Origin of the sequence: Methylobacterium sp. J-048, from assembly GCF_022829515.1 — a bacterium.
In the GTDB taxonomy this organism is placed as follows: domain Bacteria; phylum Pseudomonadota; class Alphaproteobacteria; order Rhizobiales; family Beijerinckiaceae; genus Methylobacterium.
Genome location: NZ_JAKSYL010000256.1, coordinates 30,583 through 53,335, shown reverse-complemented (window position 1 = coordinate 53,335; position 22,753 = coordinate 30,583). Strand labels below are relative to the sequence as shown.

General features: G+C 69.1%; 22 protein-coding genes. 9 read left to right on the top strand and 13 right to left on the bottom strand.

Annotation, left to right across the window (positions count from 1 at the left end; genetic code table 11):
• Nucleotides 1-22: 22 nt before the first annotated feature.
• The 4 genes from MKL09_RS26195 to MKL09_RS26180 form a co-directional block, all read right to left on the bottom strand.
• Nucleotides 23-1,072, bottom strand: coding sequence for an HlyD family secretion protein (locus MKL09_RS26195; RefSeq protein ID WP_244024937.1), 1,050 nt, complete (start codon nt 1,070-1,072; stop codon nt 23-25).
• Complete coding sequence (locus MKL09_RS26190) at nt 1,073-1,267, bottom strand: DUF1656 domain-containing protein (protein ID WP_243970523.1); 195 nt, start codon at nt 1,265-1,267, stop codon at nt 1,073-1,075.
• A gap of 23 nt (nt 1,268-1,290) precedes the next feature.
• Nucleotides 1,291-3,330 carry an FUSC family protein gene (locus tag MKL09_RS26185; protein ID WP_244024936.1) on the bottom strand — a complete coding sequence of 680 codons (2,040 nt, stop codon included), beginning with the start codon at nt 3,328-3,330 and terminating at the stop codon, nt 1,291-1,293.
• 117 nt (nt 3,331-3,447) lie between these two features.
• Nucleotides 3,448-3,729, bottom strand: a complete 282-nt coding sequence (locus MKL09_RS26180; protein WP_244024935.1) for a hypothetical protein — start codon at nt 3,727-3,729, stop codon at nt 3,448-3,450.
• A gap of 236 nt (nt 3,730-3,965) precedes the next feature.
• On the opposite strand from MKL09_RS26180, the gene MKL09_RS26175 reads away from it, so the two are divergent.
• Entirely contained in the window at nt 3,966-4,601 is a 636-nt protein-coding gene (locus MKL09_RS26175; protein ID WP_244024934.1) for a glutathione S-transferase N-terminal domain-containing protein, read from the top strand.
• Nucleotides 4,602-4,604: 3 nt separating this feature from the next.
• Here MKL09_RS26175 and MKL09_RS26170 read toward each other — a convergent pair whose 3' ends face one another.
• A complete protein-coding gene (locus tag MKL09_RS26170; RefSeq protein WP_244024933.1) occupies nt 4,605-5,069 on the bottom strand; it encodes a DUF2147 domain-containing protein in 465 nt (154 codons plus the stop codon).
• Between the two features lie 268 nt (nt 5,070-5,337).
• Here MKL09_RS26170 and ndk point away from each other — a divergent pair, with 268 nt between their 5' ends.
• Together ndk and MKL09_RS26160 are read left to right on the top strand one after the other, a co-directional pair.
• Nucleotides 5,338-5,760 (top strand): nucleoside-diphosphate kinase, encoded by a 423-nt coding sequence (gene ndk, locus MKL09_RS26165; protein WP_244024932.1) that lies wholly within the window; start codon nt 5,338-5,340, stop codon nt 5,758-5,760.
• Nucleotides 5,761-5,928: 168 nt separating this feature from the next.
• Nucleotides 5,929-6,294 (top strand): hypothetical protein, encoded by a 366-nt coding sequence (locus tag MKL09_RS26160; protein ID WP_244024931.1) that lies wholly within the window; start codon nt 5,929-5,931, stop codon nt 6,292-6,294.
• Between the two features lie 58 nt (nt 6,295-6,352).
• On the opposite strand, the gene purN is transcribed toward MKL09_RS26160, so the two are convergent.
• Nucleotides 6,353-7,003, bottom strand: coding sequence for a phosphoribosylglycinamide formyltransferase (gene purN / locus MKL09_RS26155; RefSeq protein ID WP_244024930.1), 651 nt, complete (start codon nt 7,001-7,003; stop codon nt 6,353-6,355).
• Complete coding sequence (gene purM / locus MKL09_RS26150) at nt 7,003-8,070, bottom strand: phosphoribosylformylglycinamidine cyclo-ligase (protein WP_244024929.1); 1,068 nt, start codon at nt 8,068-8,070, stop codon at nt 7,003-7,005. Before purM ends, purN begins: the two co-directional genes overlap by 1 nt.
• Before the next feature lie 250 nt (nt 8,071-8,320).
• Here purM and MKL09_RS26145 point away from each other — a divergent pair, with 250 nt between their 5' ends.
• The 4 genes from MKL09_RS26145 to MKL09_RS26130 all read left to right on the top strand — a co-directional run bounded on the left by MKL09_RS26145 (nt 8,321) and on the right by MKL09_RS26130 (nt 16,104).
• Complete coding sequence (locus tag MKL09_RS26145) at nt 8,321-9,031, top strand: hypothetical protein (RefSeq protein WP_244024928.1); 711 nt, start codon at nt 8,321-8,323, stop codon at nt 9,029-9,031.
• Nucleotides 9,032-9,122: 91 nt separating this feature from the next.
• Nucleotides 9,123-11,699 carry an RNA degradosome polyphosphate kinase gene (locus MKL09_RS26140; RefSeq protein WP_244024927.1) on the top strand — a complete coding sequence of 859 codons (2,577 nt, stop codon included), beginning with the start codon at nt 9,123-9,125 and terminating at the stop codon, nt 11,697-11,699.
• Nucleotides 11,700-11,969: 270 nt separating this feature from the next.
• Nucleotides 11,970-13,523 (top strand): exopolyphosphatase, encoded by a 1,554-nt coding sequence (gene ppx, locus MKL09_RS26135; RefSeq protein ID WP_244024926.1) that lies wholly within the window; start codon nt 11,970-11,972, stop codon nt 13,521-13,523.
• 484 nt (nt 13,524-14,007) lie between these two features.
• Nucleotides 14,008-16,104 carry a methyl-accepting chemotaxis protein gene (locus MKL09_RS26130; RefSeq protein ID WP_244024925.1) on the top strand — a complete coding sequence of 699 codons (2,097 nt, stop codon included), beginning with the start codon at nt 14,008-14,010 and terminating at the stop codon, nt 16,102-16,104.
• 56 nt (nt 16,105-16,160) lie between these two features.
• Here MKL09_RS26130 and MKL09_RS26125 read toward each other — a convergent pair whose 3' ends face one another.
• Nucleotides 16,161-18,488: an NADP-dependent malic enzyme gene (locus MKL09_RS26125; protein WP_279606134.1), complete on the bottom strand. Its 2,328-nt coding sequence runs from the start codon at nt 18,486-18,488 to the stop codon at nt 16,161-16,163.
• 78 nt (nt 18,489-18,566) lie between these two features.
• Between MKL09_RS26125 and MKL09_RS26120 the strand changes: the two genes are divergently transcribed.
• On the top strand, nt 18,567-19,256 hold the full coding sequence (locus tag MKL09_RS26120; RefSeq protein WP_244024977.1) for a CatB-related O-acetyltransferase: 690 nt from the start codon (nt 18,567-18,569) through the stop codon (nt 19,254-19,256).
• Nucleotides 19,253-19,504, top strand: coding sequence for a DUF3297 family protein (locus tag MKL09_RS26115; RefSeq protein ID WP_244024924.1), 252 nt, complete (start codon nt 19,253-19,255; stop codon nt 19,502-19,504). The genes MKL09_RS26120 and MKL09_RS26115 overlap by 4 nt, the downstream gene beginning before the upstream one ends.
• Here the strand turns inward: MKL09_RS26115 and MKL09_RS26110 are convergent.
• The 5 genes from MKL09_RS26110 to MKL09_RS26090 all read right to left on the bottom strand — a co-directional run bounded on the left by MKL09_RS26110 (nt 19,474) and on the right by MKL09_RS26090 (nt 22,732).
• Nucleotides 19,474-19,797 (bottom strand): hypothetical protein, encoded by a 324-nt coding sequence (locus tag MKL09_RS26110; RefSeq protein WP_244024976.1) that lies wholly within the window; start codon nt 19,795-19,797, stop codon nt 19,474-19,476. The genes MKL09_RS26115 and MKL09_RS26110 overlap by 31 nt on opposite strands.
• Nucleotides 19,798-19,935: 138 nt before the next feature.
• Nucleotides 19,936-20,361, bottom strand: a complete 426-nt coding sequence (locus tag MKL09_RS26105) for a helix-turn-helix domain-containing protein (RefSeq protein ID WP_244024923.1) — start codon at nt 20,359-20,361, stop codon at nt 19,936-19,938.
• Complete coding sequence (locus MKL09_RS26100) at nt 20,354-20,608, bottom strand: type II toxin-antitoxin system RelE family toxin (RefSeq protein WP_244024922.1); 255 nt, start codon at nt 20,606-20,608, stop codon at nt 20,354-20,356. Before MKL09_RS26100 ends, MKL09_RS26105 begins: the two co-directional genes overlap by 8 nt.
• 178 nt (nt 20,609-20,786) lie before the next feature.
• Entirely contained in the window at nt 20,787-21,863 is a 1,077-nt protein-coding gene (locus tag MKL09_RS26095) for an acyltransferase family protein (RefSeq protein ID WP_244024921.1), read from the bottom strand.
• Nucleotides 21,863-22,732 (bottom strand): glycosyltransferase family 2 protein, encoded by an 870-nt coding sequence (locus MKL09_RS26090; protein WP_244024920.1) that lies wholly within the window; start codon nt 22,730-22,732, stop codon nt 21,863-21,865. Before MKL09_RS26090 ends, MKL09_RS26095 begins: the two co-directional genes overlap by 1 nt.
• Between the last annotated feature and the right edge of the window lie 21 nt (nt 22,733-22,753).

The following is a 22,753-nucleotide window of genomic DNA, read 5'->3' as shown; positions in this document are numbered from 1 at the left end:
AACCACCTTTCGGGACGAGGCGCTAACGCGCCCCGGTCTGGTCGCCTGTCGGCGAGCCCGAGAAGGCGAAGAGGCGCTGCCGCAGATCCACGAACCAAACCGGCATCGGCGCGCGGCCGGTGCCCACAACCACGGTTGCGGTCATGCCGGCCACCAGCGGCACGTCGTCCGGCTTGTGGTCGATGCGGACGCGCACCGGGACGCGCTGGGCCAGGCGCACCCAGGTGTAGACCGGGTTCACGTCCGGCAGCCCCTGCGTGCTCGCGGCGGCGTTGGCGGTGGAGATGCCGAGGGTGATGCTCTCGACCGCCCCGGCGAGATGCGGCCCGTAGCCCATCAGCTTGATGTCGGCCGAGTCGCCGACATGGATGTTGGCCATCTTGGTCTCCTCGAAATAGCCGTCGATCCAGAACGAATCCGTGTCGACGATGCTGATGTTCGAGGTGCCGGTGCGGGCGTAGTCGCCGACCCGCATCAGCAGGTTGGTCACCCGGCCGTTGACCGTGGACTTCACCTGGGTCCGTTCGAGATTGACCTTGGCCTGCCGCAGCTGCGCCTGCGCGCTCTCCAGCGACGCCTCGGCGATCTTGGCGGTCCCGGCGAATTGCTGCTTCTCCTCGATCGAGGTCGAGACGGTGGTGAGCGCCTGGCGCCGGGCCGATTGCGCGTTCTTCACCTGAAGATCGGCCTCGCGGTTCTTCACCTCGGCATCGGCCGAGGTGACCGCGACCTCGAAATCGACCGGGTCGATCACGTAGAGCAGGTCGCCCTTGTGGACGAACTGGTTGTCCTGGACGCGCAGGTCGACGATCTGCCCGGACACCTGCGGGGCGATGTTGGCGACCTGGACGCGCACGCTGCCGTCCCGGGTCCAGGGCGCGGCGACGTAGAATTCCCAGACGAAGACGGCGGCCACGAAGGCGAAGAGCAGGATCAAGCCGGTGGCGGCCAGGCGGAAGACCTTGGCCGCACGGCCCCGGCGTGCCGTGAGCGGCGGTGGATCGGCCCGGCTCTGCGCGGTCGCGCGGGAAGCAGCCTTGGGATCGTCCTCGTCGGCGGTGGTGGCGGGCATCTAGATGAACGCGATCAGGAGGGCGAGGACGCAGACGTAGATGCCGGCCTCGGCGAGCGGGGCGTTGGCGACGTAACGGCTGAAGCGGATTTGGGCGAAGACCCGGCGCAGGATCAGCAGGATCACGAAGGCTGCGAGCGCATAGGCGACGAACGAGGAGATCAGCACCCCGCCGATGTGAATGTCCTGGTACATGCCGGCCCGAACCAACCCCTGCGTTAGAACAATGCGATGTCGAGTCGGCGCAAGAATCGCCGATGGCGTGCGATGGTCCGCGCCGCCGTCACGAGATCGCTAGCGGCCCGCGCCGTGGTGAGCCGAACATCCCGGTCCTGCCGCGAGGCCGCCCGGATGAGATCCCGGGCTCCGGTCTCAAGGGCGCGGTCGTCCCCCGCGGCCAGGGCGGTCCGGCTCCGCTGGATCGCCTCCCGCAGCGGTTCGATCGGCCAGAGCCGGCGCAATTCGGCATGGGCCCGGGCCGCCGCGGCCTCAAGCCGAGCGAGCGCGAAGGCGTGCGAGAGGCTCGCCCGGCGCACAGCGCCGCTGCCCGAGCTGTATCCGGCGAACTGGAACAGGCGGTCGGCGTTCAGGCTCGTCCGGGTGGTCGCGTCGCCGCCTTCGCCGACCAGGGCATCGGCCAGGGCGTGCCGGGCCGAATCGAGGGCGTAGACCCGCTGCTGTTCGGCGGTGACCGGCAGCACCAGACGCACCACGATCGACAGGATGATGGCGGCGGCCACCACGAGGAATGCGTTCAGCAGGAAGGTCTGCGCGTCGTAGCTCTGCGGGTTGGCCGGACCGAGCAGCACGGGAAAGAACACGATCAGGATGAAGCCGATGCCGAAGGTCTTCGGATTCAGCGACAGGAAGCAGCCGAGGAAGATCACCGGCGCCATCACGATGGCGAGCATCGGGAAACTCTGAACCCCGTCGAGGAACACGAAGCGAGCGATACCCGCGAAGGTCGCGGCCAGGGTCATCCCGATCACCACGCCGTTGGCGAATTTTTTCGGGTCGGGCGTCACCGAGGACAGGGCTGCGGTGGCGGCGACCTGGACGAGCGCGAAGGACGCCTGTGGCAAGCCGAGCGCTACGAAGGCCGCTGCGGTCACCGCGAACCCGACCGCCACCCGCAGCGCTCCGCGCAGCGCCACCGGGAAGTCCCGATGCGTCGGCAGGTTCGCGTCGCGCAGGGGCTGATGGCCGTCGGCCACCGCCCGGATCCCGTCCTGCGCGAAGGTCGCCGCACAGACGACGTCGAGGGCCCGCTGGAGCACCACGACCTCGTCGAGGGGCCGGTTGCCGTCGCGGATCGCGGCGTCGACTAGGTCGCGCATCCGCACGTCGTCCGCGTCGAGCGAATCCGGATCGGGGTCCTCGACGACGCGACGACAGATCCGGAGCGCCTCCTCCACGGCGGGACTGCGGGTGCGCAGGCAGGCAGCGGCGACCGCGACCGCGCGGATCGCGGCCGCCAGGACATAGAGGGCTGCAATGCAACTGCGCGCACCTGCGGCCCGCCAAGGGCCGTCGTCGAGTTCGCCGGCGATGGCGCTGGCATCGGCTCGCATCGGCGCGACGGTGCGGATCAGCGCAGCGGTGCGGGATGCGCCGAGATCGCCCTTGTCGAGAGTCTCGCGCGCATACGCGCGGGTGTCGTCCCAGGCCTTGCCGAGCTGGGGCAGCAGCGTCCGCCACGTGCTCGGAGAGGCCAGGGCATCGTTGATGAAGGTGATCACGAGGATGCCGAGCACGATCACGGCGACGCGTGAGACGGCGGCATCGAAGGTGCCCTGCGGCTCGTCGATCTGGCCCAACGCAATGATCGCCACCGTGTAGCCCGACAGCATCGCCCCGTAGGCGCGGGTATCCTGCAGATAGTGCGCGGTGAACACGCACAGGCCGAGCCAGACCGTGAACGAGACCAGCAGCAGCACCCGATCCTGCCCGAACAGCGCCATGAACACGATCGACACCGCGGCGCCGATCAACGTTCCGAGCAGACGGTAGACCGCCTTCGAGATCGCCTGCCCGCGCTTAGGCTGGGCGAGGATCGCCACGCAGGTGGCCGCCGACGAGGCGCTGTCGAGCTGAAGCCAGAACGCGGCCGCGAGCGCCAGCATCATGGCGATCCAGATGCGCAGCGCGAACGCCCAGGCCGCGGGCTTGGGCACCCAGGCGTCGAGGAACCCGATCAGCCGGTCCACGGCCGACGCCGCGGGCTGTTGCGAGCCGGCGGTGGCCGCTGCCTCAGCCATGCCGCCTGCGAGCCCTCGACCGCCAGGGCGTCTGCCGATTCGTCATGTCAGCGTCGGTTCCCGGTCCCATCTCATCCGGTCTGCAACGAACGAGAGGCGTGGCGGTTCGCGCCGTGGTCAGGCTTTATCGCCGCCCTTCAATCGCTTGTTGCAGCTGCTCCAGAATTGCGGCCATTTCGGTCCCTGCGCGGCCTTCTGGGTGTCGGTGAGCCCACGCCACTCGGCGCCGCACTTCTTCTGCCGCTCCCGCGCGGCGCTCTGCCCCGGACTCGGCGCCTTGGCCGCAGGCGCCTCGCTCGCGGTTGGCGGCGTCGCGGGCGCGTCCTTGGCCTGGAGCGGTTGAACGAGGATGAGTTGGGCCGCCAGAAGCGGCGCGGTCAGCACGAAACGGTCGAACATCGCGAATCCCCCGGTCGACGCAACGATTCCGGGCGGCAATCTCGCCGTCCGGGCGCGCCTCCCGCAAGAGCCAGCGAGTCTTCGCCAACAACCCAGGCCGCGGCTCTCGGAAACGTGAGGCGCGGGCCAGCGATGCCCTTGAGCGCGGCCGAGAAATCGTCTTCAGTGCCGGAATTGTCCGAGATCGGCGGGTGAGGGCCGCGCCGCCGTATGATCGGTCGAGGAGCAGGTCCATCATGGCAGCTTTGTCCGGGCGGCCGATCGACGTCCACACCTGGAGCACGCCGAACGGCTGGAAGATTCCGGTCATGCTGGAGGAGTGCGGGCTGCCGTACCGGGTGGTCCCGGTCAATATCGGCAAGAACGAACAATTCGCGCCCGACTTCCTGGCGATCTCGCCGAACAACAAGATCCCGGCGATCGTCGATCCGGACGGCCCGGACGGGCAGCCGATCACGGTGTTCGAATCCGGCGCGATCCTGCAATACCTCGGTCGCAAGACGGGGCAGTTCTACCCGGTCGATGAGCGTGCCCGAGTCGCCGTTGACGAGTGGCTGTTCTGGCAGGTGGCGGGATTCGGCCCGATGCTCGGCCAAACGCATCACTTCAAGATCTACGCCCCCGAGAAGGTGCCCTACGCGATCGAGCGCTTCACCGCGGAGGCCAACCGTCTCTACGGCGTGCTGGAGCGTCGGTTGGAGGGCCGCGACTATCTCGCGGGCGACTATTCCATCGCCGACATCGCGACCCTGACCTGGGCCAAGCTGAACTTCAAGCAGGGCGTCGATATCGCCGCCCTGCCGAATGTGTCGCGCTGGCTCGAGACCGTCCTGGCGAGGCCGGCGGTCCAGCGCGGCCTCGCGGCGGTCTGAGTCTCAGTTCTTGTTGGCGGCCTGCTGGTTCACGTCCGGCACCCGGGTCCAGGTCTGGGAGCCGCACAGCACCTTGAGCATGCAGCCCGAGACGCTGAGTTCGGCCTCGCTCTCGCGCTCGAGGCTGACGGTGTAAACCTTGCCTTCTTCGATGTTGTAGAGCTCGCCGGTGAACTTCTCCTCGTCGGGCTTCAGGCCGTCGATGAGCTGCAGGCCGATCACCGGACGGCTGCGCTTCTTCGGATCTGGGTTCTTCATGTCGGTCTTGGCGGCACCGTTCTCGGCGGTCGGGGCCTTGAGCCAGACGACCTTGCCGCAGACGAGGCTCTGGCCGGGGCCGCAGCGGTCGATCCGGATCTTGGCGCGGCCGTCTCCGGTGAGCCAGGTGCCGGACGGATCCTTCCCGGTGTCGGCGGCGGCGGCCGAGAGGCCGGCGAGGAGGAGGGCGGCGCTGAGGGCGAGGCGCATGGTTCGTCTCCGAGTTTTGGGCACCGAAGGCGCCTGAGGGGTGGACGAAATCGGCTTGGGTCGAGAGAGCCGTCGCAATCAGGCGATTTTTCGGCGGTGTTGCGGCAGGGCCACGGCCGCGCTTGTTTCATCCCGCCGTCAGAGCAGCTTGAGGCCGGGTAGGGCGCTCGCTATAAGCCTGCCGCGGAAGCGAAATTTTCGCCCCTGAGATGCGCCCGTCAGTGCGGCGCGCACTCTCCGCCTTTTCCACAGACAGACCGGACAGACCATGGCCACCGAGCGCACCTTCTCGATCCTCAAGCCCGATGCCACCCGGCGCAACCTGACCGGCGCCGTCAACGCGGTGATCGAGGAGGCGGGCCTGCGCATCGTCGGCCAGCGCCGCATCCGCCTGACCCAGGAGCAGGCCGAAAAGTTCTACGAGGTCCACAAGGAGCGGCCGTTCTTCGGCGAGCTCGTCAGCTTCATGACCTCCGGCCCGGTGGTCGTGCAGGTGCTCGAAGGCGAGAACGCCGTGGCCAAGTACCGGGACGTCATGGGCGCCACCAACCCGGCCCAGGCCGCCGAGGGCACCATCCGCAAGCGGTTCGCCGAGTCCGTCGGTGAGAACACCGTGCACGGCTCCGACAGCGCCGAGAACGCCAAGATCGAGATCGCGCAGTTCTTCAAGGATTCCGACATCGCCGCTTGAGGCGGATGAAAGGTGGCGGGTCGGGCACACCGGCTCGCCATCCTGGCGCGGCGGACCCGGCGGCGCGGCAAATGCCGCCCGGTGTGTCCGGACCGTCATTGACGGATCGAAGCCCGAGGGCGACCAACGGCCAAGGTTACTCAACCTCAGCTTTGGACCGCCAACACCATGACGATGCGCCGCCTGCCCCTGCTGATCGCGACCGGCCTGATCGCGATCGGCGCGACCGCCGCCCTCGCGGGCGGTTCCTCGGCCCCGTTCCAGCAGTACGAGCCGGATCCGGCGCTCAAGACCGCCACCAAGGCCAATCTCGAGGGCCGTGTGCGCCATGCCTGCACGATCGTCCAGGCCCGGCTGACCAGCGCCCCCGAAGCCGCCCTGGAGCGTCCCTGCGGCTGCTACGCCAAGCAGACCCTGCGCAGCCTCGACGAATCCGAGGTCGAGGCCTACCGTGCCACCGGCTATTTCAACGATTCCGCCCGCGCCAAGGCGCTCGCGGCCCTGGACAGCTGCAAGCTGCAGCGGCCGATCTGATCATTCCGGGGCGCTGCCCCGGACCCTGCCAGAGGGACTTGTCCCTTCGGGATTCCCGTTACAGGCTGAACAGGACGCCGTCCGGGGCATCGTCGGCGATGACGACGCGGTCGCCGTCCAGATGGGCGCGCCCACTGGCTACGAGGGCCAGCACCGCTGGATAGAGCCGGCGCTCCTGGACGATCACCCGTTCGGCGAGGCTGTCCGGGTCGTCGCCCTGGCGCACCGGGATCGCGGCCTGCGCCACGATCGGCCCGGCATCGAGTTCCGGCACGACGAAATGGACCGTGCAGCCGTGCAGCCGCACGCCGGCGTCGAGGGCCTGCTTGTGCGTGTGGGTGCCCTTGAACAGGGGCAGCAGCGAGGGATGGATGTTGAGCATCCGCCCGGCCCAGCCGGCCACGAAGCCCGGCGTGAAGATCCGCATGAACCCCGCTAGGCACACGAGGTCGATGTCGGCGGCTCGCAATTCGGCGTCGAGAGCGGCATCGAAGCTGGCGCGATCCGTGAATGTCGTGTGGTCGATCGCCCGGGCCGGGATCCCGGCCTCCGCCACCCGTGTGAGGCCCGCGGCGTCGGGCCGGTTCGACAGGACCAGCACGATCTCGGCCGGATAGGCCGGATCTTTCGCCGCCTCGATCAGCGCGGCCATGTTCGAGCCGCGGCCCGAGATCAGGATCGCGACGCGGGTCTTTCGCGGGGTTGCCATCAGAGCGCGAGGCGTCCGCGGAAGGTTACGGCCTCGGGCCCGCGTGCGGTGATCCGGCCGAGGCGCACCGGAGCCTCGCCGGCCCGGGTCAGCGCCTCGTCGACGTCGTCGACCGCGTCGGCGGCGGCGATCACCACCATGCCGATCCCGCAATTGAAGGTCCGCAGCATCTCCGCCTCGGCGACGCCGCCCTCGCGGGCGAGCCAGCCGAACACTGCCGGCGGGGTGATCGCATCGAGATCGATGGCGATGCCGATATCGTCCGGCAGAACCCGGGGCAGGTTGTCGGGGAAGCCGCCGCCGGTGATGTGGGCGAGCGCGCGAATGCCGTCGGTCGCCTCCAGCGCGGCGAGCAGCGGCTTCACGTAGATCCGGGTCGGCTCCAGTAGGGCATCACCGAGGCTCCGCGCGGGATCGAACGGCGCCGGGGCGTCCCAGCCGAGCCCGGTCTTGGCCACGATCCGGCGGACCAGCGAGAACCCGTTGGAATGGACCCCGGAGGAGGGCAGGCCGAGCACCACGTCCCCCGGGCTGATGCCGGGCTTGGGCAGCAGCGTGCCGCGCTCGGCGGCACCCACCGAGAACCCGGCGAGGTCGTAATCCGAGCCGTCGTAGAGGCCGGGCATCTCGGCGGTTTCGCCGCCGATCAGCGCGCAGCCGGCCTGCCGGCAGCCCTCGGCGATCCCGCGCACGATGTCGGCGCCGACGCCGGGCACCAGCTTGCCGGTGGCGTAATAATCCAAAAAGAACAGCGGCTCGGCGCCCTGGACCACGAGGTCGTTAACGCACATCGCCACGAGGTCGATGCCGATCGTGTCGTGCCGTCCGGTCTCGATGGCGATCTTGACCTTGGTGCCGACGCCGTCGTTGGCCGCCACCAGGATCGGATCGCGGAACCCCGCGGCCTTCAGATCGAACAGGCCGCCGAAGCCGCCGATCTCGGCATCCGCCCCCGGTCGCCGCGTCGAGCGCACCAGCGGCTTGATCGTCTCGACCATGGCGTTGCCGGCGTCGATATCGACGCCCGCCTCCGCGTAGGTCAGTCCCTGTCCGTCCTTGGCCGTCATGCCAGCGTCGTCCCGGTCATCATCGGTTCCGCTCTAGCGGCTTCCAGCGCGCCGCGCGAGTCGGCAGCGCCGGGACTCGATCGGCGGAGGGCCGATGCTCACTCTGCGACGGGTCGTGGTATGCGGTGTCATCGGGCGCCATCAGGCGCGCACGGGCTGTCATCGGGTTACGAGCCCTCCTCGCGCCGAGCCGTCTCCCCTTGACCGCCACCGGTGCGCCTTCATCCTGAGCGCCCCAACCGAGCAACCCATGCGCGAGAACGCACCACCCCGGCAGCTGGCCTTCGACCTGCCGCTCGATCCCCGCTACGGCCGCGAGGATTTTCTGGTCGGCCCGGCGAACGAGGCGGCCTACGCGCTGGTCGAGGCCTGGCCGGACTGGCCCGACAGCGTGCTGGTGCTGACCGGCCCCTCGGGCAGCGGCAAGAGCCACCTCGCGGCGATCTGGGCCGAGCGCGCCCATGCCTGGAGGGTGTCGACCGCCGAGGTGGGGGCGGACGCGGTCCAGCACCTCGTGTCGAACGGGGCTCTGGTCGTCGAGGATATCGACCGGGACGCGGGCCGGGACGAGGCCGCCCTGTTCCACCTGCTCAACCGCGCCCGCGAGCTGGCCTGTCCGGTCCTGCTGACCAGCGCGGCCGGGATCGACGCGCTGGGGCTGGCGACGCCCGATCTGCGCTCGCGGCTTCGCCTCGCGCCCAGCATCGCCATCGACGCACCGGACGATGCGCTGTTGCGCGCCGTCCTGGTCAAGCTGTTCGTGGACCGGCAATTGGTGGTCGATCTCAGCGTGATCGAGGCGCTGGCCCTGCGGATCGACCGGTCCCTCGGCCGGGCCCGCGATCTGGTCGCCGAGCTGGACCGGGACGCCCTCGGGCGCGGACGGCGGATCAGCCGACCGCTGGCGCTGGCCGTGCTACGACGCATGGGCTTCGACGACGAGGCCGACGCGGACGCATAAAATCGCAAACCGGTGGCCGTCACGAAAGCGTCGTGAAAGCTACGGGTGTAGAATGCTAGACGCGCCGCGATCGGCAGGGACAGGTATCGGAATGGAATCGACGCAGAAGCCCATGGACCGCGACGCCGCCGACGAGGCCGCGGAGCCCCGTCGGCCCGACGCGACCGATCCGGCGCCGCGCCGCGCCGCCGTCAGGCGCGCGCCGGCCAGGGCCACGGCTGCCAAGAGCGTTGCCGTTCCGAACGAGACCCCGGGCACGGCGGCGAAGAGCGTGCCTGCTCCGAGCGCGCGAGCCCGGACCACGGCCGCTAAGAACGCGATCGCCGATAGCGGGACTGCCAAGAGCCCGGTCGTCAAGAGCCCGATCGCCGCCAGCGCAACCGCGCCGAGCGCGACAACAGCGAGCGCAACCGCCGCTGCCCCCAGTGCCGTCGCGGCGCCGGTCGACACCGCCGACGAGTGGCCCGCCGTGCCGACCGCGCCGGCAGAGCAGCCGGCGGGTGCCGCCCGCGAGCCCGTGGTCGAGGCCGGGCGCTCGCTGCGCCATTCCCCCGAGCGGTTCGTGAACCGCGAGCTGTCCTGGCTCCAGTTCAACCGCCGGGTGCTGGAGGAAGCCTCCAACCCGAACCATCCGCTGCTGGAGCGCCTGCGCTTCCTGTCGATCTCGGCGAATAATCTCGACGAGTTCTTCATGGTCCGCGTCGCCGGCCTGATCGACCAGGTCCGGGCCGGGCTGACGCTCCCGTCCCAGGACGGGCTGACGCCGTCCGAGCAGCTGAACCGGATCGGCATCGAGGTGACGCGGCTCGCCGCCGACCAGCAGACCCGCTGGCGCGAGCTGCGCGTGGAGCTTCAGGCCTCCGAGATCGAGATCGTCGAGCCCGCCGCCCTCACCACCGAGCAGGCCGCGTGGCTGGAGGAATACTTCCTCAACCACGTTTCCCCGGTCCTGACGCCGCTGGCGATCGATCCGGCCCACCCGTTCCCGTTCATCCCCAATCTCGGGACCACCATCGCGCTGATGCTGGTGCGGCCGCGCGACGGGCGGGTCCTGCGGGCCCTGATCCGCGTGCCCGGCGTCATCGACCGGTTCGTGCGCCTGCCGAGCAGCGACAGCGCGGCGTCCGTGCGGCTGATCCCGATCGAGCAGGTGATCGGCATGTTCACCGGGCGGCTGTTCCCCGGCTATCTGGTCAAGAGCAGCGGCGCGTTCCGGGTGGTGCGCGATTCCGATCTCGAGATCGAGGAGGAGGCCGAGGACCTCGTCCTGCATTTCGAGACCGCACTGAAGCAGCGCCGCCGGGGCGTCGTGATCCGCCTCGAAGTCGAAGCCGGAATGTCGGAGGATCTGCGCAGCTTCGTCGCGGACGAGTTGGAAATCTCCGCCGACGCGATCTTCATGATCGAGGGCATGCTCGCCCTGAACGAGCTGTCCCAGATCGTCGGGATCGACCGGCCGGACCTGAAGTTCAAGCCGTACAACCCGCGCTTCCCCGAGCGCATCCGCGAGAGCGGCGGCGACGTGTTCGCGGCGATCCGGCAGAAGGATTTCATCGTCCACCACCCCTATGAATCCTTCGATTCGGTGGTGCAGTTCCTGGCCCAGGCGGCCCGGGACCCGAACGTGGTGGCGATCAAGCAGACGCTCTACCGCACCTCGTCGAACTCGCCGATCGTCGCGGCGCTGGCGGAGGCCGCCGAGCTCGGAAAGTCGGTCACCGCCCTGGTCGAACTGAAGGCGCGGTTCGACGAGGAGGCCAATATCCGCTGGGCGCGCAACCTGGAGAAGGCGGGCGCGCAGGTGGTGTTCGGCTTCGTCGAGCTGAAGACCCACGCCAAGCTGTCGCTGGTGGTCCGGCGCGAGGGCGACAAGCTCGTCACCTACTGCCATGTCGGCACCGGCAACTACCACCCGATCACGGCCCGGGTTTACACGGACCTGTCGTTCTTCACGGCCGACCCGGCGATCGCCCGGGACGTCTCGCGGATCTTCAACTTCATCACCGGCTATGCCGAGCCTGCGGAGCTGGAGCGGATGTCGGTCTCGCCGCTGACCCTGAAGAACCGCCTGCTGGAGAACATCGAGGCCGAGGTCGCCCACGCCAAGGCCGGCCGGCCGGCGGCGATCTGGATCAAGTGCAACTCCCTGGTCGACGCGCAGATCATCGACGCGCTGTACGATGCGTCCTCCGCGGGCGTGCAGATCGATTGTGTCGTGCGCGGCATCTGCTGCCTGCGGCCGGGCATCCCGGGCCTGTCGGAGACGATCCGGGTCAAGTCGATCGTCGGGCGGTTCCTCGAGCACGGGCGGATCTACGCCTTCGGCAACGGCGTCGGGCTGCCGCATCCGAAGGCCACGATCTACATCTCGTCGGCCGACCTCATGAGCCGCAACCTCGACCGCCGGGTCGAGGCCATGCTGCCGATCACCAACCCGACAGTTCACCAGCAGGTCCTCGACCAGATCATGCTGGCCAATCTCCTGGACAACCGCCAGAGTTGGCGGCTGCTCGCCTCCGGCGGCTGCGAGCGGATCCAACCCGCCGATGGGGAGGAGCCGTTCAACGCGCACAAGTACTTCATGACGAACCCGAGTCTTTCCGGCCGCGGCAAGGCGTCGAAGAAGTCGAGCCCGCGTGCTCTGAGCCGCCGGGCACAGCGTGGCTAAGTGCGTCGTCAGATGCGCGGCAAGTTCGACAGGTTTCGCAAACGTGTTGTGCAGTTCTGCGTGAGGACTTTGCGCCCGGCCGGAAAGCCGGGCGGACGAAACGTTGCCCTGCCGGCCCGATTTGGCTTAGAGCATTCGTCGCCGCCAAGGGTTTCAGTTCGGCCGCGAGCGCATCGCATCATCGACTTGGAGCCGAGTTCGGTTTCGGCTCCGGATTGCACGCGCGGCCTGCCGGTCCGGCCGGCCGCGCTCCATCAAGGACTCGGACGTTTGGGCAGCCCTCGCGCCAACCTCACCCTCGCGCATTCCGCGGACCGGCCCTCGCGCGACCTGCATCCGCCGGTGGCGATCATCGATATCGGCTCGAACTCGGTCCGGCTCGTCGCCTATGACGGCCTGAGCCGCGCGCCGACGCCGCTCTACAACGAGAAGGTGCTGTGCGGCCTGGGTCGCAACGTCCTGACCACCGGCCGGCTCAACGAGGACGCGGTCGCGCGCGCGCTCACCGCCCTGGGCCGCTTCCGGGTGCTGTGCGACACGATGCGCGTCGGCCGGGTGTTCGTGCTGGCGACCGCGGCGGCCCGGGATGCCGAGAACGGCCCGGACTTCCTGCGCGCCGCGGAAGCCGCCTGCGGCCAGGAAATCCAGCTCCTGTCCGGTCGGCGCGAGGCGGAGCTGTCCGCCATGGGCGTGATCTCGGGCTTCCACGCGCCCAACGGCGTCGTCGGCGACATGGGCGGCGGATCCCTCGAACTGGTGGACGTGCGCGGCACCGTGGTCGGGCAGGGCGTGACCATGCCGCTCGGTGGGCTGGCCCTGCAGGACCTCTCCGGCGGGTCGATCAAGAAGGCCGCCAAGATCGTGCGCGAGCACATGCGCAAGGCCGAGCCGCAGCTCGAGACCTTGCGCGGCCGGACCTTCTACGCGGTCGGCGGCACCTGGCGCGCCCTGGCGCGGCTGCACCAGGCCGCCCGTGGCTATCCCGTCCACGTGATGCACGGCTATTCGGTCGAGCCCACCGACGAGATGAGCTTCCTCCAGATCGTCGAGCAGACGGAGGTTGGCCTGCTTCAGGATGTGGATACGATCTCGGAGGCGCGCCGTCCGCTCCTGGCCTACGGCGCGGTGGTCCTCGAAGAGATCATCCGGGTCGGCCGCCCACGGGAGATCGCGATCTCGGCCTCGGGGGTGCGGGAGGGGCTGCTGTTCGAGCAGCTCGACCGCGACACCCGCCTGACCGATCCGCTCCTCGCATCGGCGGCGGAGTTCAACGCCCTGCGCGCCCGCTCGCCCCGCCACGGGGAGGAGTTGATCGCCTGGACGGACCGGTTCGTCACAACCCTGGACGGACCCGAGACGGCCGACGAGCGCCGCCTGCGCCATGCTGGCTGCCTGCTCTCGGATGTCGGCTGGCGGGCGCACCCCGATTACCGCGACGAGCAGAGCATCGCGGCGATCCAGAACGCCGCCTTCGTGGGGGTCGACCATCCCGGACGGGCCTATCTCGCCCTGTCGGTGTCGCTGCGCCATAGCGGCCTGGCTCCCGAAAAGGCCAACCCGATCCTCCGGACCGTCGCCGGGCCGCGCCTGTTCGAGCGGGCGCGCCTCCTCGGCGCGCTGCTGCGCGTGGCATTTCCGATCTCAGCTGGCATGGACGGGGCGCTCACCCGCGCCCCCCTCGTGGTCGAGGATGGCCGCGTGACCCTGCGGATGCCGCAGGATTGGGCCGCCCTCGCCAGCGACCGGCTGCTGAACCGGGTCCGCGGCCTCGGCCGCGTGGTCGGGCTGGACGGACGAATCGAGATGTGCGGCGGCGCCGACTGATTTTTGGCGGCCGGGCCCGACGGGCGAAGCGCACCGCTTCCGTCGTCTACGACACCGAATCTGGACCCGGCGCGCGTTCCGGCGTGGGTCGGTCGCATCCCCGCGCTTGTCCGAACCGCCGGTTCGTCCACCCGGGCGGATGCCGGCGAAAAGGCGGCGCGGTCTTTCACACCACGTCCGTGCCGACTGCGTGAGGCCGGCCACGACGAACGGCCGGCCCTCAATACGGCGATATCGCCTGCTTGCAGGCTCCCGGACATGCAGCCATGCTTAAAATTCTCTTCTCGGGAGATACCGCGGTCGGCGGAACTTTAAAACTTTTATGCCGACTAACTGGCAACTATAGGTTAAACCAATAATACAATTACGAATTATGTAAGCTTCTGGATAGTATCGCATTCGTTTCAACCTCGGCCAGTGCATCCCGATCTGGGTTCAGATATCAAACCACCTAGAGGCCGTACGTGGCCATCGGAGTTTGATCATGCGCTGGCTCGGCCGGTTCTCGATAAAGACGCTTCTGTGCTTGGTGATTGGCGTGATGGCGCTGATGTTGCTGAGCTATACGGCGACCGCGCTCCTGAACGCGCGGGAGCAGGCCGAACAAGCCGACCGGGCCGTCACCCTGGCGCATACGAGCCGGCGCCTGCTCAAGACCATCCTGCCGCTGCGGATCGAGCGCGGCTCGTCCCTCGCACTGGGTGGCCAAGAGCCGGCCGGACCGGACACGCTGTCGGCGATCTCGGCCAATCGGCAGGCGATGATCGAGAGCTTCGACAGGGTGCAGGCTCTCTTGAACCAGCAGGCGGTCCCGGCGGTCACGGCGACGACCGCCCGGCTGATCGCGGCGCACGAGGCCGTGAACGCCCTGCGCCCTCGCATCGACGCGGCCCTGCGACTCCCGAAGGCGCAGCGCGACGCGACGCTCCTGCCCGCCATGCTCGCCACCTTCCAGGACCTGCTGGACGCGCTGACCGCCACGACCGACGCCGTCGACGGCGCCATCCCCCGTTCGGATGCCGCTGTCCAGCGCTACCTCGTCCTCAAGCGTGCGGCCTGGGTGGCGCGGGTCGCGATCGGGAACGTCGCCCTGCGGGTCCAGACCTCGCTGGCGGCCGGAACCTCCTGGACCCTGCCCGAGACCGTGGCCGCAGCCGAGGAGCGCGCCCGGCTGCAGACCGCCTGGGCCACCACCACCGAGGCTGCTTCCGACGTCTCGGACACGGTCCGGGCCGCCTTCCGGAAAGCCAACGCCGTGAATTTCGAAGGGGCCTCCGCGACGATCTCGAAGTCCGTGTTCGACGCGCTCAGCCAGGGGCAGCCGTCGACGGTCACGTTCCAGGCGTTCCGGCAACAGAACACGGTCGCCCAGCCGGCGATCGTGGACCTCGCCTACGCCGCCATGGACGAGATGATCGCGCGCGCCGAAGTCTTGGCCGATGAGGCGCGCGGCATCCTGATCCGCAACGGTGCCGCGTTGGCGGCGGTCGTCCTGCTGGTCGGCCTCGGCCTGGTCGTCATCTTCGCCGGGGTGCTGCGGCCGATCCGCACGATCGCGGCGACCATGCGGGATCTGGCGGCGGGCGACGCGTCCGTCGCGGTGCCGGTCGGGCTGTACCGGAACGAGTTCGGCCCCATGACGGCGGCCGTGCAGGTGTTCAAGGACAACCTGATCCGCAACCGGCAGCTCGAAGCGGAGGCGACGCAGGCGCGCCTCACCGCCGAAGCGCAGCGCAAGGCGGGGATGCAGCAGATGGCCGAGGCCTTCGAGCAGGCGGTCGGCGGCATCATCGGCCAAGTCTCGTCATCCGCAACCGAATTGCAGGCCACCGCCCAGACCCTGACCGCCACAGCGACCCAGACCGCGAGCCAGTCGACCACGGTGGCCGCAGCCGCCGAAGAGGCCGCCAGCAACGTCAACACCGTGGCCGCCGCCTCCGAAGAGCTCGGCTCCTCGGTCCAGGAAATCGGCCGGCAGGTCGATGGATCCGCCAAGCTCGCGCAGGGCGCCGTCGCCGAGGCCGGTCAGACCGGCGCTCTGGTTCAGGAGCTGAGCAGCGCCGTGGCGCGGATCGGCGACGTGGTCGGGTTGATTTCTTCCATCGCCGGCCAGACCAATTTGCTGGCGTTGAACGCGACCATCGAGGCCGCCCGCGCCGGCGAGGCCGGGCGTGGCTTCGCGGTTGTAGCCTCCGAGGTGAAGGCGCTCGCCGAGCAGACCGCCAAGGCGACGGAGGAAATCTCCGGTCAGATCGCCCGGGTCCAGGCCTCCACCGGTCAGGCGGTGACGGCGATAGGCTCGATCACCGCCCGCATCCAAGAGATCAACGGCGTGGCCACGAGCATCGCCGCAGCGGTAGAGCAGCAGGGCGCCGCCACTCAGGAGATCGTCCGCAATGTCGGGCAGGCGGCTGCGGGCACCAGCGAGGTGACCAGCAATATTACCGGCGTGGCCAGCGCCGCGGAAGAGACCGGCAAGGCCGCGAACCAAGTGCTCGGCGCAGCCACGGACCTGTCGCGCCAGTCCGAGCACCTCACCACGGAGGTGGCGCGCTTCCTCGACACCGTCAGGGCGGCCTGAGACGATCGCCCCAATCGATCCCGGCGGCGAAAGCCGCCGGGATCGGCGCGATTACCTCACTCCGAGATCATGCCGACACCGACCTCGCCGCGGGGCAGGGGCGCCGGCTCGGATTGCGCCTCGACCACCGCGGCGGCCGTGACGTTGACGATGCCGCGGGCGGTGACCGAGGGCGTCAGGATGTGGGCCGGCTTGGCCGGGCCGATCAGCAGCGGACCCACGGGCAGCGCATCCGCCAGCACCTTGGCGAACTGGAACGCGATGTTGGCCGCGTCGAGGTTCGGGAAGATCAGCACGTTGGCCGCGCCCTTGAGGCGCGAGCCCGGCAGCACCCGGTCGCGGACCAGCTCGGACAGCGCCGAATCCGCCTGCATCTCGCCGTCGACCATCAGGTCCGGCTCGCGGGCCTGGAGAAGCGCCAACGCCTCCCGCATCTTCATCGCCGAGGGCGAATCCGACTGGCCGAAATCCGAGTGGCTGAGCAGCGCGATCTTGGGCGTCAGGCCGAAGCGGCTGACATGGCCGGCGCAGGCCTGGGCGACCTCGGCGATCTCTTCCGCCGTGGGGTTCTGGCGGACATGGGTGTCGGCCAGGAAGTAGGCGCCCTCGCTGGTCACGATCAGGCTCATGGCGGCGCATTGCGTGATGCCGGGGGCGAGCCCGATCACGTCGCGGATGATCCGCAGCCGGGTCTCGAACCGGCCCTCCAGGCCGCAGATCAGCGCGTCGGCCTCGCCGCGCCGGACCGCGATGGCGCCGATCACGGTGTTGTTGGTGCGCACCAGCGTGCGAGCGGCATCCGGGGTGATGCCGCGCCGGCCGGCGACGTCCAGGTAGGTCTGGACGTAGGCGCGGTAGCGGGGATCGTCCTCGGGGTCGATCAGCTCGAAGTCCCGGCCCTCCTGAATCGAGAGGCCGAAGCGCTTGAGCCGTGACTCGACCACCCGCGGCCGGCCGACCAGGATCGGGAACGCGACCTTGTCCTCCACGATCGCCTGGACGGCGCGCAGCACCCGCTCGTCCTCGCCCTCGGCGTAGATCACGCGCTTGGGCGCGGCCTTCGCCTTGGAGAACAGCGGCTTCATGATCAGGCCGGACCGGTGCACGAACCGGTCGAGGCTCTCGACATAGGCGTCGAAATCCTTGAGCGGCCGGCCGGCCACGCCGGACTCCATCGCGGCCCTGGCGACCGCCGGGGCGATGCGCACGATCAGGCGGGGGTCGAACGGGCTCGGGATCAGCGATTCCGGGCCGAACGGCCGGGCCTCGCCGTCATAGGCCCGGGCGACCACGTCGGACGGGGTCTCGCGCGCCAACGCCGCGATCGCCTTCACGGCGGCGAGCTTCATCTCCTCGTTGATGCTGGTCGCGCCGACATCGAGCGCGCCGCGGAAGATGTAGGGGAAGCACAGGACGTTGTTGACCTGGTTCGGGAAATCCGAGCGGCCGGTGCAGATCATCGCGTCGGGGCGCTTGGCCTGCGCGAGATCCGGCATGATCTCCGGGTAGGGGTTGGCCAGAGCCATGATCAGCGGCTTTTCGGCCATCTTCTCCAGGAGCTCGGGCTTCAGCACCCCGCCGGCCGAGAGGCCGATGAACACGTCCGCCCCCGGGATCACCTCGGCCAGCGTGCGCGCCTCGGTCTCCTTGGCGTAGATGTCCTTCCAGCGGTCCATCAGCTCCGGGCGGCCCTTGTAGACCACGCCCTTGATGTCGGTCAGCGTGATGTTCTCCCGGGTCGCGCCCAGCGACACCAGCAGGTTGAGGCAGGCGAGCGCCGCCGCGCCGGCCCCGGAGGTGACGATCCGGACGTCCGAGAGGGTCTTGCCGGCGAGTTCGAGGGCGTTGAGCACGGCGGCGGCCACGATGATCGCGGTGCCGTGCTGGTCGTCGTGGAAGACCGGGATGTTCATCCGCGCCCGGCACTGCTCCTCGACCTCGAAGCACTCGGGGGCTTTGATGTCCTCGAGGTTGATGCCGCCGAAGGTCGGCTCGAGGGCGCAGACCACGTCGACGAGCTTGGACACGTCGTTCTGGTCGACCTCAATGTCGAACACGTCGATCCCGGCGAATTTCTTGAACAGGACCGCCTTGCCCTCCATCACGGGCTTGGAGGCGAGCGGGCCGATATTGCCCAGCCCCAGCACTGCGGTGCCGTTGGTGAGCACCGCCACCAGGTTCTGGCGGATCGTCAGTTCGGCGGCCTGCTGCGGATCGTCGTGGATCGCCATGCAGGCGACGCCGACGCCCGGCGTGTAGGCGAGCGCCAGGTCACGCTGGTTGCCGAGCGGCTTGGTCGCCTGGATCTCCAGCTTTCCGGGCTGCGGCAGGCGGTGGTAGACGAGCGCCCCGGCCTTGAGGTCCTCGGACATGTTATCGGCCATCGCTCACCTTCCAGCTCGCCCGCTTTCCCGGAGACGACGCGGTGGCACACCGCGCCGGATCCCATCGTGACCGGTCTGTTGCACCGGCTGCTTGGGGGGCGCAACCCGCACAACGAGACGCGGATCCATCTCGCCGCGCTGGCGCGCACGCACGGCTTCTCCATAGGCGCGTACTCGTACGGGCGTCCAAAGGTCCGCTTCCCCGAGAGCGGCCGTCGCCTGACGATCGGCCGCTATTGTTCCATCGCCGACAAGGTCGAGATCTTGCTGGGCGGCGACCACAGGTTGGATTGGGTCTCGACCTACCCGTTCGCGGCGATGCGCGGGTTGTTCCCCGGCGCTGGTGCGCCGTCGGATTACCACGCCTCCCGAGGCGACGTGGTGATCGGGCACGATGTCTGGCTCGGATCAGGCTGCATGATTCTGTCCGGCGTCACGGTCGGGCACGGCGCCGTGGTCGCGGCCCGGGCGGTGGTGACCCGCGACGTGCCGGCCTACGCGGTGGTCGCTGGCAACCCGGCCCGGGTGGTGCGCCGCCGCTTCGACGACGCCACCGTGGACGCGCTGGTGGAGACCGCCTGGTGGGACCTGCCGCACGATGCGGTGACGCGGCTGGTGCCGCTGCTGCAGAGCGGGCGGATCGCAGACCTGCTCGCGGCGTTGCGCGCCGACGCGGATTCCCGTACCGGCGAGCCCTTCTCCCCGCAAGACGCGCGGCAACTTGCGCGCGGGGCCGCACACGAAACCGACCCGAGATCCGGACGATGACCGATACGCCTCCCGACCGCCTGGCCGCGAACCCGAACAGCCCGTTCTACGACGAGGCCATGCTGGAGCGCGGCGTCGGCGTGCGGTTCAAGGGCGTCGATAAGACCAACGTCGAGGAATATTGCGTCAGCGAGGGCTGGGTCCGCCTCTCGGCCGGCAAGACCCTCGACCGGGCCGGCAACCCGATGACGGTGAAGCTGAAGGGGACCGTCGAGCCCTATTTCCGCGAGCCGGAAACCGAGGCCTGAGCCTCCCGCAGCGCCAGCGCCGCACCGTAGTTCTTCAACGCGCCTTCGACCAGAATCCGGACCTGATCGGGGGAGCGGGGCGCATCGATCACGAGGCTCGTGAGGATGTCGGTGCGCCGGGCGCGCTGCTTGGCGGTCCGCGCATGGTTCGACAGGCGCAGGTGCCAGGGGCTTTCCGATAGCGTGAGGTAAAAGCTGTCGCCGCGGTCGTTCCGGGCGACGACGGTGAAGCCTTCGGCTTCCAGAAGCCGTGCGGCCAGAGCCAGAGCGGCCTTTGGTGCGAGGATTGTCATCATGGGCAACGTGGTGGCCATGGCGAACACGTCATAACGCGGGACGCCTCTCTGACAGCATCCCGTCGACCACCGTAAAACCGGGATCCTTAGAAGACGAAGACGCGCGGTCCGGAGCCGACCGCGCGTGCTGTCGCGTCATCCGAGAATGTCATCCAGGCCAAGACCGAGCGCATCGGCGATCTTTCGGTAGGTCTCGACTGTCCCCTCACGCTTCCCGGTCTCGATCTGCGACAGGTAGGCCGGTGCGAGCCCGGCCTTCTCGGCAAGGGCGCCGACCTTGAGGCCGCGGTGCTCGCGCCACACGCGGACACGGTTCTCATCCGACAGCAGGCGCTCGACCACGGCGGCCGGCACGAGCTCTTCCTCGCCCGACGCGAAACAGCGTCGGAATTCAGCGACGGCTGCGCGATCAGCCCCGTCCTCCGCTGCTTCTAGAAGCGTTGCGAACGCGGATTCCGCCAGTACGACCAGCCGCTCGCCGGCCGGCGTGACGATTGTCTGTACATCCACGGCAGCAGGATCCTGATGCTGTTCATAGCGCCGAGCATTGCGTTCAGTCATAAACACCTCCGCGAGGCGCGATGCGGATGATAGCGATCACGTCGCCGGCTTCCGTGAATACGACCCGCCAGTCGCCGACCCTGAGCCGCAAAACTCCCGGCTCACCCTTGAGCGCAGTCACGTTGTTCGCCAGCGAGGCCGGATCGCGCGCGTATTGCTCGATCTTGCCTCGGATCAATGCCGACGTATTGACAGGCATCCGCATCAACGCGCGGATCGCAGCTTTGCTATATGCTATCTGCCGCATGGTTTCACATAGCGCTTAGCTAACGCGTCGGCAATAGCTTTTCGCAAGAAAGCCAAATTCCATATTTAGCGATTTGCTATTGTTATTCAATCTAACGGGGACACTTCGCCAAGAGGAGTTTCAGCAATCCCCGCCCACATGTTCCTGTCCAGTGTGACAGACGCAGTTTCATCCCCTCTCACGGTCCCGCAGGCTCGATCGTGCCGAGGCTGCGTCGGCCGAGCGCCCGCGCCTTCAGCGCCAGGGCCGGCCGCTCGATGCCGTACCAGGACAGGGCCGCCACCGGCAGGGTCAGCGCGAGGGCGGGGGCGAGCAGGGCGAGGCCGGACGGGTCGGGCCAGAGGGCGTGCAGGCTCTGCTGGATCGGCCAGCCGTAGAGGTAGATCCCGTAGGACAGGTCGGCCTTGGGATCGAACAGGCTGCGGGCCATCGGCCCGAGCGCGAGCCACACGGCCCCATAGGCTTCGGCCAGGAACAGCAGGGCCGGGTAGGTCGGCGTTTTGGCGAGGATGACGGCGGCCACAATCAGGCAGGCGAGGGCAGATCCCGACACCCGCAGGCGGTCACGCCAGAGATACAGGCAGGCCCCGGCCGAAAAGATCAGTGGCAGCCGCAACGCCGTCTCCAGCCCCTTGGGCAGCTCCGGGCCTCGCAGAAGCATGGCGGCCGTCAGGGCAACCGAGAGCCCCGCAACGATCAGGAGCACCGGAATCCGCCGCCGGAGGAGGCCGCACATGGCGGCGACCAGAACCCCGAGGTAGCACAAAACCTCGTATTTCAGGGTCCAGATGGTGCCAAGCGGTGCCCGGTACGGATTGGCTTCGAAGACGCCGGGCAGGGCGGCGTTGCTCTTGAACGTCGTCAGGGTGCCGCGCACGAACGACCAGAGGCCGGGATCGCGCAGATACTCGGCCAGCGTCAGGCGGGTCATCGCGGGTCCGAGGACCAGAGAGACGAGAAGGGTCGCGGCGACGAAGCCCGGCACGATCCGCAGTGCCCGGGCGAGGGCGTAGTCAAGGATGCCCCGCCGGTCGCAGCTCATGGTGACCAGGAAGCCCGAGACCGCGAAGAAGCCGTTCACCGCGTGCTCGCCCAGCGTGAAGCCGGTGAGCCGCGCCAAGGGCTCGTCGCCTGCGGCACCGGTGGCGACGCTGAAGGCGTGCGAGACGACGACCGCCAGGGCCAGGGCGAGGCGCAGCCCGGTGAACCCGTTGCGGCCTTCTCCGAGGGCGGTAGCGATGGTGGGTCCGGCCATCAACGCAGCCCCTCCTGCGCCAGGGCGTCCTGACCGCGCAGGAAGGCGAGGGCGCCGGAAGTCGAGCCGCCATAGCGCTCCATCCCGGATCTGCGCAGGACCAGGGCCGAGAGTGCGGCCTTCGGCAGGTTGGTCATGAGGTGCGACAGGCTCGGGTCCGGCAGGCCGTATTTCCGGCTGACATAGGCTCGCGACCAGGCCTGGTGCCAGCGCGACCGGAAAACCCGGCCCGGCTCCGACGCCGACGAGCGGCCGCGGCCGTGCAGCGCCTCGGCAGCGTGGACATGGACCAGGGCGCGCCCGGCATCGGCGACCCGCCGACATAGGTCGTCATCCTCGTAGAACAGGAAGATGTTTGGGTCGAAGCCGCCGAGATCCAGGAACAGGGCGCGCTCGACCATCAGGCAGGCCCCGGACAGGAACGGCGCGCAGGCGTCGCCCTCGGGCAGCGACAGGCGGCCGCCGGGATTGGTGAGATACGGCGCCAGCAGCGAGCGCGCTTGGTAGAAGAACCGCCCGTCCGGCTCGACCAAGCGCGGCGCCAGCAGGCCCGCATCCGGCCATTTTTGGGAGGCTGCCAGCAGGGCATCGACGGCCCCCGGGTGCAAGACCACGTCCGGATTGACGATCAGGACCCGCTCCGCCGTCTCGGCTGCCGCCACGCCGATGTTGTTGGCGCGGCCATAGCCCTCGTTGCGGGCGTTGCGGATCACCCGCGCTCCGGAGGCCTCGGCGACCGCCACGGAGGCGTCGCGGCTTGCGTTGTCGACGACGATCGTCGGCACGTGCTGGCCAGCCAAGGCCGCGAGGCCGGCCGGCAGCACCTCGGCGCTGTCATGGGCGACGACGATTGCGACGAGGCCGACCATCGTGGGTCGGCCCGCGCGGGC